Origin of the sequence: Corallococcus sp. AB018 (assembly GCF_003986945.1) — a bacterium.
Lineage (GTDB): Bacteria > Myxococcota > Myxococcia > Myxococcales > Myxococcaceae > Corallococcus > Corallococcus exiguus.
Map to the genome: position 1 here is coordinate 1 of NZ_RAWR01000146.1, position 17,443 is coordinate 17,443.

Annotated in this window: 16 protein-coding genes; 5 read left to right on the plus strand and 11 right to left on the minus strand. The window is 70.7% G+C overall.

Annotated features, from left to right (window positions below):
* Window positions 1–120: 120 nt before the first annotated feature.
* A complete protein-coding gene (locus D7Y11_RS27405; protein ID WP_126935176.1) occupies window positions 121–1,014 on the plus strand; it encodes an oxidoreductase in 894 nt (297 codons plus the stop codon).
* A gap of 4 nt (window positions 1,015–1,018) precedes the next feature.
* Here the strand turns inward: D7Y11_RS27405 and D7Y11_RS27410 are convergent, their stop codons facing one another.
* The 3 genes from D7Y11_RS27410 to D7Y11_RS27420 all read right to left on the minus strand — a co-directional run bounded on the left by D7Y11_RS27410 (window position 1,019) and on the right by D7Y11_RS27420 (window position 3,788).
* Window positions 1,019–1,870 carry an alpha/beta fold hydrolase gene (locus D7Y11_RS27410; protein WP_233607409.1) on the minus strand — a complete coding sequence of 284 codons (852 nt, stop codon included), beginning with the start codon at window positions 1,868–1,870 and terminating at the stop codon, window positions 1,019–1,021.
* 425 nt (window positions 1,871–2,295) lie between these two features.
* Complete coding sequence (locus D7Y11_RS27415; protein WP_199753797.1) at window positions 2,296–3,114, minus strand: SAM-dependent methyltransferase; 819 nt, start codon at window positions 3,112–3,114, stop codon at window positions 2,296–2,298.
* A gap of 113 nt (window positions 3,115–3,227) precedes the next feature.
* On the minus strand, window positions 3,228–3,788 hold the full coding sequence (locus D7Y11_RS27420; RefSeq protein ID WP_120577099.1) for a NifU family protein: 561 nt from the start codon (window positions 3,786–3,788) through the stop codon (window positions 3,228–3,230).
* A 140-nt stretch (window positions 3,789–3,928) separates the two neighbouring features.
* Here D7Y11_RS27420 and D7Y11_RS27425 point away from each other — a divergent pair, with 140 nt between their 5' ends.
* The 4 genes from D7Y11_RS27425 to clpA all read left to right on the plus strand — a co-directional run bounded on the left by D7Y11_RS27425 (window position 3,929) and on the right by clpA (window position 8,267).
* The gene (locus D7Y11_RS27425; protein ID WP_121753858.1) at window positions 3,929–4,369 is read left to right on the plus strand and encodes a hypothetical protein; all 441 of its coding nucleotides are present in this window, start codon (window positions 3,929–3,931) and stop codon (window positions 4,367–4,369) included.
* A 63-nt stretch (window positions 4,370–4,432) separates the two neighbouring features.
* Window positions 4,433–5,593, plus strand: a complete 1,161-nt coding sequence (locus D7Y11_RS27430) for a GNAT family N-acetyltransferase (RefSeq protein ID WP_120577120.1) — start codon at window positions 4,433–4,435, stop codon at window positions 5,591–5,593.
* 61 nt (window positions 5,594–5,654) lie between these two features.
* Window positions 5,655–5,981, plus strand: coding sequence for an ATP-dependent Clp protease adaptor ClpS (locus D7Y11_RS27435; protein WP_120577101.1), 327 nt, complete (start codon window positions 5,655–5,657; stop codon window positions 5,979–5,981).
* 3 nt (window positions 5,982–5,984) lie between these two features.
* Window positions 5,985–8,267, plus strand: a complete 2,283-nt coding sequence (gene clpA, locus D7Y11_RS27440; protein ID WP_126935179.1) for an ATP-dependent Clp protease ATP-binding subunit ClpA — start codon at window positions 5,985–5,987, stop codon at window positions 8,265–8,267.
* A gap of 70 nt (window positions 8,268–8,337) precedes the next feature.
* Here the strand turns inward: clpA and D7Y11_RS27445 are convergent, their stop codons facing one another.
* The 8 genes from D7Y11_RS27445 to fabI all read right to left on the minus strand — a co-directional run bounded on the left by D7Y11_RS27445 (window position 8,338) and on the right by fabI (window position 17,300).
* Complete coding sequence (locus D7Y11_RS27445) at window positions 8,338–9,957, minus strand: methyl-accepting chemotaxis protein (RefSeq protein WP_126935180.1); 1,620 nt, start codon at window positions 9,955–9,957, stop codon at window positions 8,338–8,340.
* A 97-nt stretch (window positions 9,958–10,054) separates the two neighbouring features.
* Window positions 10,055–11,122, minus strand: a complete 1,068-nt coding sequence (locus tag D7Y11_RS27450) for a chemotaxis protein CheB (RefSeq protein ID WP_120577104.1) — start codon at window positions 11,120–11,122, stop codon at window positions 10,055–10,057.
* Window positions 11,119–13,296 carry a response regulator gene (locus D7Y11_RS27455; protein WP_126935181.1) on the minus strand — a complete coding sequence of 726 codons (2,178 nt, stop codon included), beginning with the start codon at window positions 13,294–13,296 and terminating at the stop codon, window positions 11,119–11,121. The genes D7Y11_RS27450 and D7Y11_RS27455 overlap by 4 nt, the downstream gene beginning before the upstream one ends.
* Window positions 13,286–13,831: a chemotaxis protein CheW gene (locus D7Y11_RS27460; protein WP_120577106.1), complete on the minus strand. Its 546-nt coding sequence runs from the start codon at window positions 13,829–13,831 to the stop codon at window positions 13,286–13,288. Before D7Y11_RS27460 ends, D7Y11_RS27455 begins: the two co-directional genes overlap by 11 nt.
* Window positions 13,828–15,060, minus strand: coding sequence for a protein-glutamate O-methyltransferase CheR (locus D7Y11_RS27465; protein WP_120577107.1), 1,233 nt, complete (start codon window positions 15,058–15,060; stop codon window positions 13,828–13,830). Before D7Y11_RS27465 ends, D7Y11_RS27460 begins: the two co-directional genes overlap by 4 nt.
* Window positions 15,057–15,923, minus strand: a complete 867-nt coding sequence (locus D7Y11_RS27470) for a response regulator (RefSeq protein WP_121753862.1) — start codon at window positions 15,921–15,923, stop codon at window positions 15,057–15,059. Before D7Y11_RS27470 ends, D7Y11_RS27465 begins: the two co-directional genes overlap by 4 nt.
* A 4-nt stretch (window positions 15,924–15,927) precedes the next feature.
* On the minus strand, window positions 15,928–16,305 hold the full coding sequence (locus D7Y11_RS27475; RefSeq protein ID WP_120577109.1) for a response regulator: 378 nt from the start codon (window positions 16,303–16,305) through the stop codon (window positions 15,928–15,930).
* Between the two features lie 161 nt (window positions 16,306–16,466).
* Window positions 16,467–17,300 (minus strand): enoyl-ACP reductase FabI, encoded by an 834-nt coding sequence (gene fabI / locus D7Y11_RS27480; protein WP_120577110.1) that lies wholly within the window; start codon window positions 17,298–17,300, stop codon window positions 16,467–16,469.
* Between the last annotated feature and the right edge of the window lie 143 nt (window positions 17,301–17,443).

Consider the following 17,443-nt stretch of genomic DNA (forward strand, 5'->3'; position numbering starts at 1 on the left):
CCCGCCCGCCCTTTCGTCATCCAGCCAACGAAGTGCCGGCCCCACGGGCCCGGTGCGCAGGACGCGCCGCCCGCGAGCCCGTCCGCGCGGCCCCGCACCCTGCGTGTTATGGGGAGGCGCATGAGCGTTGAAGCCACGCCCTCCCGAGCGAAGCGGCCCGTCGAGTACGAGGCCACCGTCACAGGCCTCCGGATGGAGACCCACGACACGGCGACGCTGTCGCTGGAGCTTGGCTCGGGGGAGGGACCGCTCGACTACAAGGCAGGCCAGTTCATCAACATCGACCCGCATCAGTTCCGGGCGCTCTCGCAGCAGTGCGCGTACCTGCAGGAGCAGAAGGGGCGCAAGGAGCCGCCGCGCTCGTACTCGCTCGCCTCCGCGCCGCACGAGCGGCACGTGGCCATCACGGTGAAGGACGAGGAGTTCATCCCCGGCGTCACCCGCTACCCGCCGCTCCTGTCGCCCCTGCTGGTGCACGGGCGGCTGGTGGGCGCGAAGCTGAAGGTGACGGGCTTCATGGGGCCGTACGTGCTGCCGGACGACGTGACGGAGCGGGCGGACCACGTGCTGCACGTGGTGGCGGGCTCCGGCGCGGTGCCGAACTTCTCCATCGTGAAGGACGCGCTGCACCGCGGGCTGAAGCTGCGGCACACGTTCCTCGCGTCCAACAAGACGTGGGGGGACATCCTCTACCGCGAGGAGCTGGCCGCGCTGGAGCAGGCGGCGCCGGACCGCGTGCGGGTGGTGCACACGCTCACGCGCGAAACGGATGAAGCGAAGTACGGCCCCCAGGTGCGCAAGGGCCGCGTCGCGGAGGCGCTCCTGCGCGAGCTGATTCCGGCGCCTGACACCTGCATCGTCTACGTGTGCGGGCCCGCCATCACCCCGTGGGACCGGCGCAAGGCGCTGGAGACACGCACGCCCGCCACGCCGCGCTTCATGGAGGCGGTGCTGGGCCACCTGCACGAGCTGGGCATCCCGGACAAGCGCATCAAGCGCGAGGCCTACGGCTGACGCATCAGTGCGTCGTGACGTCCTCGGGAGGCAGCTCGTCCAGGAACGTCAGCACCCGCTCGGCCGTCTCGCGGGGCTTCTCCATGGGGAACAGGTGCGAGGCGAGCGGCAGCGAGTCCACCCGCGTGCGCTTCATCTCCTGCTCCGCCCGCGCCAGCGCGTCGGGCAACAGCGTGTCGGAGCGCTCGCCGCGCAGCACCAGCGTGGGCGTCGTGTTGTCGCGGATGAGCTTCCATGGATCCGCGGGGAAGGTCTCGAAGATGCGGGCCTCCCACTCGCGCGGGAAGCGCAGGCGGAAGTCGCCCACCTCCGTGGGCACCAGCCCGTGCGTGATGTAGTCGCTGAAGCAGTCCGCGTCCCAGTCCTTGAACAGCTTGCGCTGGCGGTACGCGGTGGCGGCCTCCTCGCGCGTCGCCCAGCGGTCCCTCCGCCGCAGCGCGCCCTGCACGATGGAGGAGCGGTCCATGCGGCCCAGCAGCTTCATCAGGCGCAGCGCCCACAGCCGGGACCCGGTGATGAGCACGGGGTCCAACGCCACCACCGCGCGGAACAGCCCCGGGTTCGCGGCGGCGGCCATCAACGTGCTCGTGCCGCCCACGCTGTGCCCCACGCCCAGCACGCCAGAGCGCCCCCGCGCCTTCAGCTCGCGCGCGAGGTCCTCGCCCAGCTCCTTCCAGGTCGTGAGCGCCTTCGGGTCCTGGCCCGGCACCAGCGGCCGCATGCGCAGCGACACCACGTGATAGCGGGTCGCGAGCCGCGCGAAGAGCTTCCGGTACGTCTCCGGAGGAAAACCGTTCGCGCAGGCGAAGTGCAGGAGCGGCCCGCTCCCACCCCAGTCATCCAGCTCCAAGGCCATGCCCCTTCCCATCAACACCCTCCACCGCGTCGCGGCGGAGGCTTCACGGCTCGTCCCACTCGCATCCGGTGCCCTGACGGCCACCGGCCGGCCCCATCCCGGGACGAGACTCCGTACCCCGACATTCAGACACCGCGAACGCCGCCCTGGGTCCTGCCGCCGAGCCCGACCTCCCGCATCGACGTCATCCTGACCGGTACCCCTGACGTGCCCACGTCCTCCGACATTCTCCCGGACGCGTCCTCAAGGAGACCGGGCCTCTGGAATGTCGTCCCGTGCGCATCGCGCGGACGGAGGGCATGTAACGCCTGCCCGGCCGCCTCGCACGGCCAGGTCGGCGGTCCTTCCCGGTGCGGGGGAACACGCCTCCCCCTCCCGTGAGGTCACCTGCCCCACCCTACGGTCCAGGTGGGGTCCGCTTGCGTTCAGGATTCGGACGGCGCCGCGGGCGCTGCGTCCGACGTGGGCTCCGGAGCCGGCTCCGCTTCCGACACGGGCTCCGCCTCCACGCCACCACCGGCCGAGCCCGCGGGCTTGATGCCCAGCAGCCGCGTCAGCCGGGGCTGCACGCCCGTCTCCGCCAACAGCGCCTGGAGCTGAAGCCGCGCGCGCCGGTTGTCCCCGTGCACCCGCCGCCCGAGGATGAGCTCGTTCTTCAACGAGTGCTCCCACCCGGTCAGCTCCGTCACCGTCACCTGGTAGCCGTACGCCTCCAGCGTCAGCGCGCGGATGACGTTCGTCAGGTGAGAGCCGAACTCGCGCCGGTGCCACGGGTGCTGGAAGAGCAGCGACATGGAGCCGGCCGGCTTCGCCTTCTTCTCCTTCAGCTGCGCGGCCACCTCCGCCTGACAGCACGGCACCACCGCCACGTGGTCCGCGCCGTGCTTGATGGCCGCCACCAGCGCGTCGTCCGTGGCCGTGTCGCATGCGTGCAGCGCCATCAGCACGTGGATGCGCTCCGGGTACTCCGCCGCGTCGATGTGCGCCGTCTGGAAGCGCATCCGGTCGAAGTGCAGCCGCTCGGCGCGGCCCTTCGCGCGTTCGGTCAGGTCCGGCCGCCCTTCGATGGACAGCAGCTCACCGCCCGCCGCGTCCTTCAGGAACAGCTCGTAGACGACGAAGCCCAGGTACGCGTTGCCGCTGCCCGCGTCCACCACCAGCGGGTTCGCGTGGCGCGTCTGCACGTCCTCCATGGCGGGCCGAAGCAGGCCCACCAGGTGGTTGACCTGCTTGAGCTTGCGCAGCGCGTCCGCGTTGAGGTTCCCCTCGCGCGTGAGCAGGTGCAGCTCGCGCAGGAGCGATTGGGACTGGTCCGGAAGCAGCTCCTTGCGGACCTGCGGCGCCTTGACGTTGCGTCTCAGACGGACACCACTTCGGTGACCTCCGGGATCATCTCCCGGAGCCGGCCCTCGATGCCCATCTTCAGCGTCGCCGTGGACGACGGGCAGCCCGCGCACGAACCCTTCATGTGCAGGTACACGATGCCGTCCTCGAAGCGGTCCAGCGTGATGTCACCGCCGTCCTGCGCCACGGCCGGGCGGATCTCCTCGTCCAGGATGACCTGGATGCGCTGCTCCACCGTGCCGTCCGCGGACACCGTCTGGCGCGCCGCCGCGACGGCCGCCTCGTCCACCACCGGCAGGCCCTCCGACAGGTGCGTGTCCAGCGTGGACATCACGGAGTCGTTGAGCTCGTCCCACTCGCCGGACTCGCCCTTCGTCACCGTGACGAAGTTCGTGCCCAGCATCACCGCCGTCACGCCCTGGATGTCCATGAGCCGCAGCGCCAGGGGCGACTTCGCCTGCGCTTCGTCCCGGTTGGTGAAGTTCACGGCGCCACCGCCCAGCAGCTTGCGGTCCACCACGTACTTCAGCGTGCTGGGGTTGGGGGTCCACTCGAGCTGGATGTTCACTGACATTCTGTTCTCCCTACGAAAGTCCGCTTCCTCTAAAGGGCGCCGGGCCCCATAGCAACCTGTCCGGCTGTCAGGCAAACGCCTCGCGCTGGCCATTCACTCCGGATGGAGCCCGGCCCGCCACCGATGTAAGACATGGCACCATGCCCTACCCGCCCCGCCTCGCCCACCTGGCCACCAAGGCCGTGGTGGTGGCCAAGCTGAGCCCCACCTACGCGGACGCCCACCGCGTGGACGCCGAGGAGGCCTCCCAGCGCCTCTCCACCGCCCTCTCCGGGCGCCTGCTGACCTCCCTCCTGGAGGCCACCTGGACGCAGATGCTCGGGAGCACGAAACGTCTCAAGGAAGACGGCCTCCTGGAGAAGGTGGCCTCCACCCTGAGCGACCGGCCCCAGCGGCCGGGCAAGGTCGCCACCGTGACGGCCGGGTGGAGCGCCTTCCTCATCCTGGTGGACCTGGAGGTGGGCACCGCCAGCGACGCCGCCCGCCGGGTCATGGAGTCCGACGAGGGCCGCAAGCGCGCCGCCGCGGGGCTCACGGAGGTCGCCGGCTTCCTCGCCCAGGAGCTCACGCGCGGCAAATAGGGCGGCCCGCCGGTCGTGGCGGCAGCCGCCACCCGCCGTTATAGGCTGGCGCTCGCCACGTCCATGTCCGCCTCGCTCCCCACCACGCTGCGCCTGCTCACGTCCATCACCGACGTTCCCGCGTCGGCCTGGGACGCGCTCGTGGACCCGGGGTCGGTGCCATTCCTGGAGTGGGGCTTCCTCGCCGCCCTGGAGGAGAGCGGTAGCGTGGTGCCCGAGCGAGGCTGGCACCCGCGCCACCTCACCCTGTGGCGGGGCTCACGCCTGGTCGCCGCCGCGCCCGCGTACCTGAAGGACGACAGCCACGGCGAGTTCGTCTTCGACGCCGCCTGGGCCACCACCGCCGAGCGCGCGGGCATCCGCTACTACCCCAAGCTCGTCCTGGGCGTGCCCTTCACGCCCGCCACCGGCCGCCGCGTGCTGGTGGCCCCCGGCGAGGACGCCCCGTTCCGCGAGGCGGAGCTGTACAACGCCGCGCTGGAGTACGCGCGCGCGGAGGGGCTCTCCAGCGTCCACGTCCTCTTCCCCACCCCGGAGGAGCTGCCGGTGCTGGAGGCGCAGGGCTACGCGCTGCGCCTGGGCGTGCAGTACCTGTGGCGCAACGCGGGCTACCAGACGTTCGAGGACTTCCTCGGCCGCTTCCGCTCCAAGCGGCGGCACCAGATTCAGCGTGAGCGGCGCGAGGTGGAGGACCAGGGCATCACCCTGCGCACGCTCCGGGGCGACGCGCTGGAGGAGGTGGACGCGGCCTGCGCCCACCAGCTCTACGTCTCCACGGTGGACCGCTATCCGTGGGGCGTGCGCTCGCTGACCGAGGACTTCTTCGCCCGCCTGCTCGCCGGCTTCAAGCACCGGTGCGAGTTCGTGGAGGCCCGGCGGGAAGGCCGCAGGGTGGCGGGGGCGTTCAACTTCACCGGGCCGAGCACGCTGTACGGCCGTTATTGGGGTGCGTTCGAGGAACATCCGTTCCTGCACTTCAACGTGTGCCTCTACCACCCGGTGGAGGACTGCATCGCCCGGGGCCGCGAGCGCTTCGAGCCCGGAGCAGGCGGCGAGCACAAGCTCACCCGGGGTTTCGAGCCGCACCTCACGTACAGTGCGCATCTGTTCCTTCACCCCGGCCTGGACCGGGCGGTGCGCGGCTTCCTGGCGCACGAGCGGGCAGCCGTCGAGAGCGGCCTGCCACTGTGGTGGGCGGAGACGGGTTTCAAGGAGCGGGTCTAAGCGGTTTCAAGCAGGGCCCGCCAATGGTTCGCGAAGCGAAGGCAAGGGAGTCCGCAAGCCCATGGCTCAGAAGCACCAACACGATGACGGCCAGGTCGTCACGGAGGCCGTCCCCAAGCAGAAGCTGAAGAGGCCGACGCTCTACAAGGTCCTCCTGCACAACGACAACTACACCACGCGCGAGTTCGTCGTGGCCGTGCTCAAGGAGATCTTCCACAAGTCGGAGACGGATGCCGTGCAGATCATGATGCACGTTCATTACAACGGCATCGGTGTGGCGGGCGTTTATACCTACGACGTCGCCGATACGAAGCTCAAGACAGTGGAGGCCGCGGCGAGGGACAACGGGTTCCCCCTGCGGCTGTCCATGGAACCCGAGGAAGGCTGAACCGTGGCAGGACCATCGATTGCCAAAGAATTGCAGGCCAGCTTCCGCACCGCGCTCGACGAGGCGCGGAAGATGCGCCACGAGTACCTGACGCTGGAGCACCTGCTCCTGGCCCTCACCCGTGAGTCACGCACCCGCGAGGTGCTCAAGGGCTGCGGCGCGAACGTCAAGCGCCTGCAGGAGAACCTGACCTCCTTCCTGGAGGAGACGGTCGAGCGCCTGCCTGACGACGTGGACGCCGAGCCTCAGCAGACCATCGGCGTGGAGCGCGTGCTCCACCGCGCCGCCATGCACGCGCTGTCCGCGGAGCAGAAGTACATCGACGGTGGCGACGTGCTGGTCGCCATGTTCCGTGAAGAGGAGAGCCACGCGCTCTACCTGCTGCAGCAGGAGGGCGTCACCCGCCTGGACCTGCTCAACTTCATCTCCCACGGGACCACCAAGGACGGCGAGTCCGAGGGCGAGCCGCGCCCCACCCCCGCCGGTGACGACGACGACGGCGAGTCCCAGAAGAAGAGCCCGCTGGAAGCGTACGCCGTGCAGCTCAACGTGGAGGCGAAGGCGGGCCGCATCGACCCGCTCATCGGCCGCGACAAGGAGCTGGAGCGCACCATCCAGGTGCTCTGCCGCCGCCGCAAGAACAACCCGCTCTACGTGGGTGAGGCCGGCGTGGGCAAGACGGCCATCGCGGAGGGCCTGGCGCTCTTCATCACGGAAGGCCGCGTGCCGGCCGCGCTCAAGGACGCGGTCGTCTACTCGCTGGACATGGGCGCGCTGCTCGCGGGCACCAAGTTCCGCGGCCAGTTCGAGGAGCGGCTGAAGGGCGTGCTCAAGGCGCTCCAGGAGCTGCCGGACGCCATCCTCTTCATCGACGAGATCCACACCATCGTCGGTGCCGGCGCCACGAGCGGCGGCTCCATGGACGCGTCCAACCTGCTCAAGCCCGCGCTGGCGTCAGGCAGGCTGCGCTGCATCGGGTCCACGACGTTCCAGGAGTTCAAGGCGTCCTTCGAACGCGACCGCGCGCTGTCCCGCCGCTTCCAGAAGATTGAAGTGGACGAGCCCAGCGTGGAGGACACCGTCAAGGTGCTGGAGGGCCTGCGCAGCCGCTACGAGGAGCACCACCACGTGAAGTACGGCGAGGGTGCGCTCCAGGCGGCGGCGGAGCTGGCGGCCAAGCACATCAACGACCGGTTCCTGCCGGACAAGGCCATCGACGTCATCGACGAGGCCGGCGCGGCCGAGCGGCTCAAGCCGGAAGGCGTGCGCACGGGCATCGTCTCCGCGCACGACGTGGAGCAGGTCGTCTCCAAGATGGCCAAGATTCCGGCCAAGAGCGTGTCCGCGAGCGAAGGCGTCCAGATTCAGAACCTGGACAAGGAGCTCAAGGGCGTCATCTACGGGCAGGACAAGGCCATTGAAGAGATGGTGGGCGCCATCAAGCTGTCGCGCTCCGGCCTGCGGGCGCCGGAGAAGCCCATTGGCAGCTTCCTCTTCTCCGGCCCCACGGGCGTGGGCAAGACGGAGCTGGCGAAGCAGCTGGCGCAGAGCCTGGGCGTGGAGTTCCTCCGCTTCGACATGAGCGAGTACTCCGAGAAGCACACGGTGAGCCGCCTCATTGGCGCGCCTCCGGGCTACGTGGGCTTCGACCAGGGCGGCCTGCTCACGGACGCCGTGCGCAAGCACCCGTACGCGGTGCTGGTGCTGGATGAGATTGAGAAGGCCCACCCGGACCTCTTCAACATCCTGCTCCAGGTGATGGACCACGCGACGCTCACGGACAACAACGGCCGCAAGGCGGACTTCCGCAACATCATCCTCATCCTGACCACCAACGCGGGTGCGCAGGAGATGAGCACCAAGGCCATGGGCTTCGGTGACACCAGCGTGGTGGTGGACGGCTCGCGGGCGAAGAAGGCCATCGAGCGCACCTTCACGCCGGAGTTCCGCAACCGGCTGGACGGCTGGATTCTCTTCTCCGGCCTGCCCCCCGAGGTCATCCTCAAGGTCGTGGACAAGGAAGTGCGCCTGCTCCAGAAGGTGCTCGACGAGAAGAAGGTCAAGCTGGAGCTCACGCCCGCCGCCCGCGCGTGGCTGGCGGAACACGGCTACGACCCGGCCTTCGGTGCGCGCCCCATGGCGCGGCTCGTGGACAACACCCTCAAGAAGCCACTCGCGGAGGCGCTGCTGTTCGGCTCCCTCAAGAGCGGCGGCGTGGCCCGCTTCGACGTCGTGGACGACGCCGTGAAGCTCCAGGCGGAAGCCACCGAGGCCGTGCCGGCGTAAGGCGCCGCGAGGCCCTGAAACATCCGAGGCCCCGGGCCCCCTTCATGGGGACTCGGGGCCTTCGTGTTTCCTACTCCGCCTTGGACTCGACCTTGTACGCGCCCACGGCGCTGGAGAGCTGCTCGGAGATGATTTGCAGCGTGGTGGCCGCCTCACCGGTGGAGCCGATGCGGGCCACGGTGTCGTCCATCATCTTGGACAAGTCATTCACCGCCAGGGTGATTTGATTGATGCCCACGTTCTGCTGATTCACCGCGGCGGCGATCTGCCGGACGGCGGCGGCGTTGTCCTGGACGATGGAGGACAGCTCGCGCAGGTTCTGCCCGCTGTCGCGCACCTGCGCCAGGCCCGCCTCCATCCGCTCCGCGCCGCGCTCCGTGATGCGCACCGCGGCGGTGACGGAGTTGGCGATGTCGTCCAGCAGCTCCCGCACCCGCGTGGTCGCCTGGATGGACTGGTCCGCCAGGGCGCGGATTTCGCGCGCCACCACGCTGAAGCCCTTGCCGTGCTCACCGGAGCGCACCGCTTCGATGGCCGCGTTGAGCGCGAGCATGTTGGACTGGTCCGCCAGGTCCTTCACCGTCTGGGTGATGCCGCCAATCTGGCGCGTGCGCTCGCCCAGCTCGAGGATCTTCTCCGCGATTTCGCCCACCTGCGCGCGGATGTCGTTGAGGCCCGCCATCGTCTGCTCGATGGAAGCCTCGCCCGCCCTGGCCAGGGTGTCCGCGCGCTCGGCGACGCTGAGCACGCTCTCCGCCTTCTGCGCGGCCAGCGTGGACGTCTGCTTGATTTCCTGCGCCGTCACCTGCGTCTCCTGCAGCGCGGCGGCCTGGCGGGAGATGGTCTGCGCCTGCTCGGTGGAAGACGCGTTGAGATGGTCCGTGGACTGGGTGAGCGCGGTGGCGGCGTGCTGGAGGTTGACCGTCACCTCGCGCAGCTTGCCCACCATCTGGGAGAAGGAGTTGGCCAGCCGCCCCACCTCGTCGTTGCCGCGCGCACGGATGTCGCGGGTGAGGTCGCCGGACGACACGATGTGGCCCGCCACGGAGGTGAGCTCCGCCAGCGGCCGCACGATGCTCCGGCCGAACAGCGCCGCCAGCACCACGCCGCACGCCTCCAGCAGGAACGCGAACAGCAGCATCTCCCAGCGCAGCGCATCCACTCTCGCGTCGATGAACTCGCGCGCCATGCCCACGTGCACGGTGCCCAGCCGCCCCTTCTCCGCCACGGCCGCGGACACGTCCAGGGCGCGCAGCGTCTTGCCACCGCGCAGGATGCGCACCTCCGGCACCACGCGCGTGCGGCCCGTGCCCATGCCGGGCTGCGCGTCGAGCGCGGCCTTCAGGTTCTCCGGGAACGCGCCCTGGAACGAGTGCACCAGCACGAAGCCCGTGGGGTCCTGGATGAAGATGTAGGCCAGGTCCTCGCGCTCGCGGAACGTCTCCAAGAGCGGCTGGAGCGAGCCCATGCCCGCGGACACGCCCTGCTCCGCCGCGATGGCCAGGCTCAGCGCCACGGCCTCGCCCTCACTGGCGTGGCGCTCCTCCAGGTTGGACTCCAGCTGGCGGGTGGCGATGAGGGTGAGCAGCAGCGCCACGGAGGCGCTGATGACGGCCGTGACGAGCACGAACTTCGGCGCGAGCCCGAGCCCGCGCAGGAAGGAGACGGGGAGCGCGGTGGCTGGCTTCAAGGGAGGACTCCAGGGGTGGCGTCCTCAAGCGGCCAACGGTCGGCCAGGTGACGCCAGGAACAACGCAGGCGACTGCGGTTCGTAGGTGGGAAACGGCTCACCGGGGCCCCCCCTCCGGGCCACGGGCAGGACGGAACGACGGACGCTGACAGCTCTGCAGGATGAGGTCCGCCACCAGCGCCAGGGGCGTGCCGCCGTCGGTGGCCTTCAACTCCACGGCGGCGCGAGGCATGCCGTAGACGACGCTGGACGCCTCGTCCTGCGCCAGGGTGACGCCTCCGGCCTGACGGATGGCCAGCAGGCCCCGCGCGCCGTCCTCACCCATGCCGGTGAGCACACCGCCGCCGCTGCGCCGGCCGTACGCCATGGCCAGCGAGCTCAAGAGCACGTCCCCGTTGGGACACGGCCCGCCGGTGCTGCGCTGCAGGCGCGCCAGGCCCACGCTGTCCACCAGCAGGTCGTGGCCATCCAGCGGGAAGTACACGCGGCCCGGCTCCAGCCGCTCGCCGTCGCGCGCCACGCCCACCTGGAGCTCGCACACCTGGGACAGCCAGCGCACCATGCCCTGCGTGAAGCCCACGGTGATGTGCTGCGCGACGAGCATGGGCACCGGCAGGTCGCGGGGCAGCTTGGACAGCACCTCCGCCAGCGCGGGAGGCCCACCGGTGGACGCGACGATGCCGAACACGTCCACCCGCGTCCCGCTGGGCATGGGCGGCGGCGCCACGACGCGCGGACGGCGGGAGATGACCGGCACCTCCGCCATCAGGCACACGGAGTGGGCCAGGTCCCGGCCCCAGCGGCGCAGCTCCTCCGCGTTGGTGACGTTGGGCTTGCCGATGAGCTCCAGCGCTCCGGCGCTCATGGCTTGAAAGCCCAGGTCCACGCCACGCTGCTCCGCCACGGCGCTCACCACCAGGATGCGCGCGGGGGCCTGGGACATGATGTGCCCGATGGCCGCCGGACCATCCAGGCCGGGCAGCAACAGGTCCATGGTGATGACGTCCGGGCGCAGCAGGCGCGCCAGCTGCACGGCGCGGTTGCCGTCCCCCGCCCGGCCCACCACTTCAATGCGCGGCTCCTCCGTGAGCAGCGCGGTGAGGGTGTTGGCCATGGTGGGAGAGTCATCCACCACGAGCACGCGAATGGGCTTCTTCGAGCTCACGCGCGGCTCCCCCTGCGGCTCATCACGTCCAGAACCTCCGCGAGCAGGCGGCCCGCGGCGCACTCGCGCTTGCTGAGGAAGCCGTCCGCTCCTGATGCCAGGCCCCGCTCGCGCGCCACGGTGGTGTCGTGCGCGGAGACCAGGATGACGGGCAGCGTGTGCGTGTCCTTGCGCTCGCGAAGCCGTGCGATGAGCTCGATGCCGTCCATCTCTTCCATGTCCAGGTCGCAGATGACGACGTCGTAGGTGTCCGCCTGCAGCCGCTCCAGCGCCCGCGCCCCGCTGGCCGCCAGGTGCACCTGGAAGCCGCCGGCCTCCAGCATCGCCCGGTGCAGCGCGCGCGCGGTGAGCGAGTCATCCACCACCAGCGCCCGCCGGCTCACCGCGGACACCGTCACCTTCTCCGAATCCGACACCACCCAGTCCGGCCGGAGGATGAGCAGCAACTCCCCCCGGCTGAGCGTCGCCGCGCCCTGCCAGGCCGCCACGTCGCGCACCTCCGACGGCAGCGGGCGGATGACCAGGTCCCGGTCCCCCACCACCGCGTCCACGCCCAGCGCCACGCGCTTGCCGCCGCTCTGCACGATGAGCAGCGGCTGTCCTTCCGTGGGCGGAGACGACGCGCGCAGCCCCAGCCGCGCGCCCAGGTCCACCACCGGCAACAGCTGCCCCTGGTGTTCCAGGTGCGTGCGGCGCTTGCCCACGCGAAGCATGTCCGGGCGCGCCAGCTGCGTGGACTCCACCGCCAGCATGGGCAGGCCCACGAACTGCTCCAGCGCGCGCACCATCAGCACCGGGGAGCTGCCCAGGTCCACCGGCAGGGTCAGCACGAAGCGCGTGCCCTGCCCGCGCGTGCTGGACACCTCGATGCGGCCCTGCAGCGACTCCACCGTGGCGCGCACCGCGTCCAGGCCCACGCCGCGCCCGGAGGTGTCCGTCACGTCCGAGCGCGTGCTGAAGCCCTCGCGGAAGATGAGCTCGCGCACCTGGTTGTCGTTGAGCCGCGCCACCTCTTCCGCCGTGACGAGCCCGCGCTTCTCCGCGGCCTTGCGCACCTGGGCCAGGTCGATGCCGCGCCCGTCGTCGCTCGCCTCCAGGTACAGGAGGTTGCCCTGCTGCTCCACGCGCAGCGTGAGCGCGCCCTCGTGGTGCTTGCCGGCCTTCTCGCGCTCGGCGGGCATCTCCAGGCCGTGGTCCACGGCGTTGCGCAGGATGTGCACGAGCGCGCCCTGGAGCTTCTCCAGCAGGCGCCGGTCCAGCGACACCTCCGCGCCCACCACCGACAGCCGCGCTTCCTTCCCCAGCTGGCGCGACAGGTCGCGCACCATGCGCTGCAACGGGTCCAGGATGGTGCGCGTGGGGCGCGTGGTGATGGCCTTGAGGCCGTCCTCCAGCGCGTCCACGACGTCGCTCGTCTCCTCGCCGTCGGTGCGCAGGGAGCGGCCCGTACCGGACAACAGCGTGCGCGCCTCCGCGGTCTCCGCCAGCAGGCCCTGCTTCGCGAGCAGCGTGGACACCCGCTCCAGCTCCCGGCTGCGCTCCTCCACCCGCAGGCGAACCTCGCGCAGGCGCTCCACCTCGCGCATCAGCGACGTCACCTGGTTCGCGCTCACGCGCCACCCGGCGTCGGAGGACTCCCCCGCGGGCTCCGGCGATGACAGCGCTTCGGCCGGGACAGGCGGGGTGCCGGCCGCGGAGGGCGGGCCACCGGCCACGACAGGCTGCGCTTGAGCGAAGGCGCCCCCCGGCAGCACCGCGGCCTCCTCCGGGGGCGGCGCGGCGGCGACCAGCTGGGCCAGCGCGGCGGCGGGGTTCGGCAGGTCGTCCCCGCGTCCGTCCGCGTGCGCCTGGGCGCGCAGCATGAAGAGGTCCAGCCCGTGCAGCAGCACGTCCACCACCGGGCGAGGCATCTTCTGCGTGTGCGCCTTGAGCGGCGCCAGCGCGTCCTCCAGCTTGTGGGCGATGTCGCCCAGGTCCTGGAGCCCCAGCGACGAGGCGCTGCCCTTCAGCGTGTGCAGGTGCCGGCCCAGCCGCGTGTAGATTTTCGCGAGCGCGTCGTTCTCCAGCCCCTCGCGCTCCAGCTCCAGCAGGTCCATGGTGACCTTCTGGATGACCTCCTGGGCCTCCACCGCGAAGCCCGCCACCAGCGGCTGCAGCATCGGATCAACGGGCATGGCGCACTCCCCCGTCGGACCGGCCGAACAGGCGCTTCGGGTCGATGAGGTGGATGAGCTGCCGGTCGTGGGTGAAGACCTCCACCACCGGCCCCTCCGCCCGGGCGCGCGCGGCCTCCACGGACGCGAGCGACAACGTCGTGGGGCGCGGAATCGCCTCGCAGTCGAGCGCGCACAGCTCGCCGTCGCCCCGGTCCACCACCAGCAGCACGGCCGGGTCCTGCCGCCACCCGTGGCCGCCCAGCAGCGACGCCAGGCTCAGCGCGGACAGCACCTGGCCCTGGAAGCGCAGCACGCCAATCACCGCGGGCGCGGACAGCGGCACCGGCGTCACCATGCGCAGGGGCAGCGCGGCGCGCAGCGACTCCAGCGGCAGCGCGTAGCGCTCCTCGCCCAGCGGGAACTCGGCGATCCAATGGACCGCCTCCTCCACCGTCGACTCGCCCTGCTCGCGCAGGCGCGCGGCCCGGCGTGCGAGCAGGTCCCGCGTCTCCGACTCCAGGGTCTCGTCCACCACCAGCGGCGTCCCCTTCATTCCAGCGCCCCCAGATTCAGGTAGGCGTCAGCGGACGCCAGATAGAAGCGCGCGGGCAGCGCCTCCGGTCCATCCACCAGCGTGTCCGGTGGCAACTGCCCCGCCCGCGTGCGCAACGCGCGCATCAGCGGGAAGGCCGCGTCACGGGCTCCCGCGCGCTCGCGCAGGAGCGCCAGCTCCAGGAGGCCCGGCAGGTAGTCCGGCGCCTGCTTCACGAGCAGCTCCAGCACCGCCGTCGCCCCGGCCACGTTGCCCTCTTCAATCCGCTCCAGCGCCTGCAGGTGCATCCGCGAGGGCGAGGGCGGAGGGACGGGCGGCGGCGTGGGCGAGACCGGCATGGGCGCGGACAGCCGACGGGGCGCGGGCGTCATGCGCGGCGCGAGCACGGGCTGCGCCACGGGCAATTGCGCGAAGGTGCGCTCCTCCGGGCGGGGCTTGCGGAAGGCCTGCAGCTCCGGAGGCCCCTCGCGCGTGAGCCCCGGCGGCGTGCGGTCCACCTCCACCGTGCCCAGGAACATGAGGCCCCCCGGCACCAGCGCCCGCGCCAGGTGGACGATGGCCGCGTCGCGCGCGGACGGAGAGAAGTACGTGAGCACGTTGCGGCAGAGGATGAAGTCGAAATGCCCGAAGCGCTCCGGCAGGGGCGCCAGCAGGTTCGCCGGCGCGAAGCGCGTCACCTTGCGCACCTCCGGGAGGATGGACACCTGCCGCCCGTTGTGGAGCTCGTAGACGGGGTGCAGCGCGGGGGCGGACTCGCGCCGGGACCACGCGCCGTAGGTGCCGCGCCGCGCGGCCTCCAGGCTGGCCTCGTGCAGGTCCGTGCCCACCACCTCCACCGGCATCCCCGGGGGCGCGCACGCCAGCAGGCACGCGCCCAGCGAATAGGCTTCCTCGCCGGTGGCGCACCCGGCGCTCCAGCCGCGCAGGTGCATGGCACCGTGGCGCAGCGCCGTCGGAATGCCCTCATGGGTGATGTAGCGGAAGTGCTCCGGCTGGCGGAAGAAGTACGTCTCCCCCACCAGGACCGCGCGCACCAGCGTGTAGGCCAGCGGCGAGCCCAGCTGCTGCAATTCGCTCAGGACCTCCGTGGGCACGCGCCCCCGGGCCAGCTCCGCCCGCAGCACGCGCTCCACCGCCTCCTGGGCGATGGCGTCGTCCCGGAAGCCGGTGGTGTCCGCCACCACTTCCCGGGCACGGGCCAGAAGCCTCGGGTCGAGCCCCGCACTCATGCGCTCCGCTCTTCCTCCACCGGCGCGAGCAGCGCGGGCAGGTCGCGCAGGAGTCCCCGCGTGATGAACACCTTCGGATCCAGGATGGGCAGCGCGCGGCCACCCGTGCGCAGCATGCCCACGAGCCCTTCCTGCAGCAGGCCGTGCTCGGCGCCGCCCACCTTCTCGCGCCGGTCGATGTCGCTCGCCTGGAACTCCTCCGGGTCCTTCACGGTGTCCACGGTGAGCGCCAGCGACACGCCCTCCGTTTCAATGACCACCAGCATCCGCTCCGCGATGGACACCTTGTGCTGCACGCCCAGCCGCAGCGCCACGTCCAGCACGCACACCGCCTGGCCGCGCAGCTCCACGTACTCGCGCAGGTACGACGGCCCCGTGGGCAGCGGCCGCGTCAGGGGCTGCAGCAGGACCTCCTTCACGGAGTCCAGCGGCACGGCGAACTCGCGCTCGCCCACGTTGAGCCGGAGGATCAGCATGGCCCCGGAGCGCGAGCGCCGGCGCGCGTTCTCCAGCGCCTCGCCCACGCGCAAGAGCAGCTCGTCCGCGCGGAAGGGCTTGGCCAGGAACGCCTCCGCGCCCTGCCCCAGGCACGCCTCCGCGCGCTGCTTCTCCGATGAGATGATGATGACCGGAATGTCCGCCGTGCCCGAGTCCGCCTTCATCCGCTGGAGCACCTCGTCCCCGTCCATCTCCGGCATGGACAGGTCCAAGAGCACCGCCGCCGGGTGCAGCCGCCCCACCTTGTCCAGCGCCTCACGGCCATTGCTGGCCGTGTGGATGGTGTAGTGCCCGGAGAGGATGGCCCGCTCCAACGCCAGGATGGCGTCGCTGTCATCCACCAGCAGCAGGGTCGGCAGACTCACGGGTTCAGCCCCCGCTCAGGAACTGACGCACCGTCTTGGTCAGCTCGTCATGCGACACCGGTTTCTGGATGAAGGCGTTGGCCCCCGCCGCCGAACCGCGCTGGCGCAGGTCCTCTCCCTTCTCCGCCGTCAAGAGGATGACCGGCACCTTCTGCACCTGCGGCTGCGCGCTGGCGCGAACCTCCTTCACGAAGGTGATGCCATCCATGTTCGGCATGTTGATGTCGGCGATCACCACGCTCACCGGCACCAACCGCAAGAGCTGCAACGCGCGCTGCGCGTCCTCCGCCTCCACGATGCTGACCTTGAGGTTCATCAGGTAGATCTTGAGGATGTTGCGGACGGTCGGACTGTCGTCCACCAGCAAGACGTTGGTGCTCACTGTGCCACGGCTCCTCGCGCAGGCTCCGCGGATTGCGGGATGCGCCTGCGCTGCATGGGTGATCCTACCGTGAGCGCTCCGACGGGCGGAAGCGGGGGGCTCCCGTCCGCCGGGAAGCCTGGCAGGCGTTTGTCTGGACTTTCCAGAAAGGTGGGTTGGATTCAGCCTTCTTTCGGCGTGGGGGTCGCGGAGACCCCTTCGGCCGGTGCTTCCACCGTCTCCACTGGGGGTGCGCCTACCGCGTGGTAGCCGCCGTCGACGTGAATCATCTCGCCGGTGGTGGAGGACAGCCAATCGGACAGAAGTGCACAGGCCGTCTTGGCCACGTGGTCGTGGCTGTCCTTGTCGCTCCAGCCCAGCGGCGCCTGCTTGCCCCAGTACTGCGCCAGCGCCTTGAAGCCCGGGATGCCCTTGGCCGCGATGGTGGCGAGCGGCCCCGCGGCGAGCGCGTTCACGCGGATGCCCTTGGGCCCCAGGTCGCGCGCCAGGTAGCGCACCGTGGCCTCCATGGCCGCCTTGCACACACCCATCCAGTCATAGATGGGCCACGCCTGCCGGTTGTCGAAGTCCAGCGCCACGATGGAGCCGCCCTGCGTCATCAGCGGCACGCACGCCACCGCCAGCTCCTTCACGGAGAAGGTGGAGATGCGGAACGCGGTCTGCGCGCTCTCCCACGGCGTGTTGAGGAAGTTGCCGCCCAGCGCGTCCTCGGGCGCGTACGCGATGGCGTGCAGCACGCCGTCCACGCGGCCCCATTTCTGCCGCAGCGCCTCTGTCAGCGCCGGAAAGTGCGCCGGGTTCGTCACGTCCAGCTCCAGCACCTCCGTGCCGGGCTTGAGCCGCTTCGCGCTGCGCTCGGTGAGGGACTTGGCCCGGCCAAAGCCGGTGAGGATGACCTCCGCGCCCTGCGCGATCGCATGCTCCGCGACGCCAAAGGCCAGGGACTGCGGGGTGAGCACGCCGGTGATGAGCAGCTTCTTGCCCTGAAGGAGCATGTCGGTACGTTCTCGGAAAAAGTGGGTGGAAAGCGGGGGGCGAGTGCTTACCACTCCTGAACCGCCATGGGGGCCCCCGGACCCCGTGTCTCATGTGCCTCGGATGTACGTCTGTTCAGCATGCCAGGGGTCCTGGCGTCTCC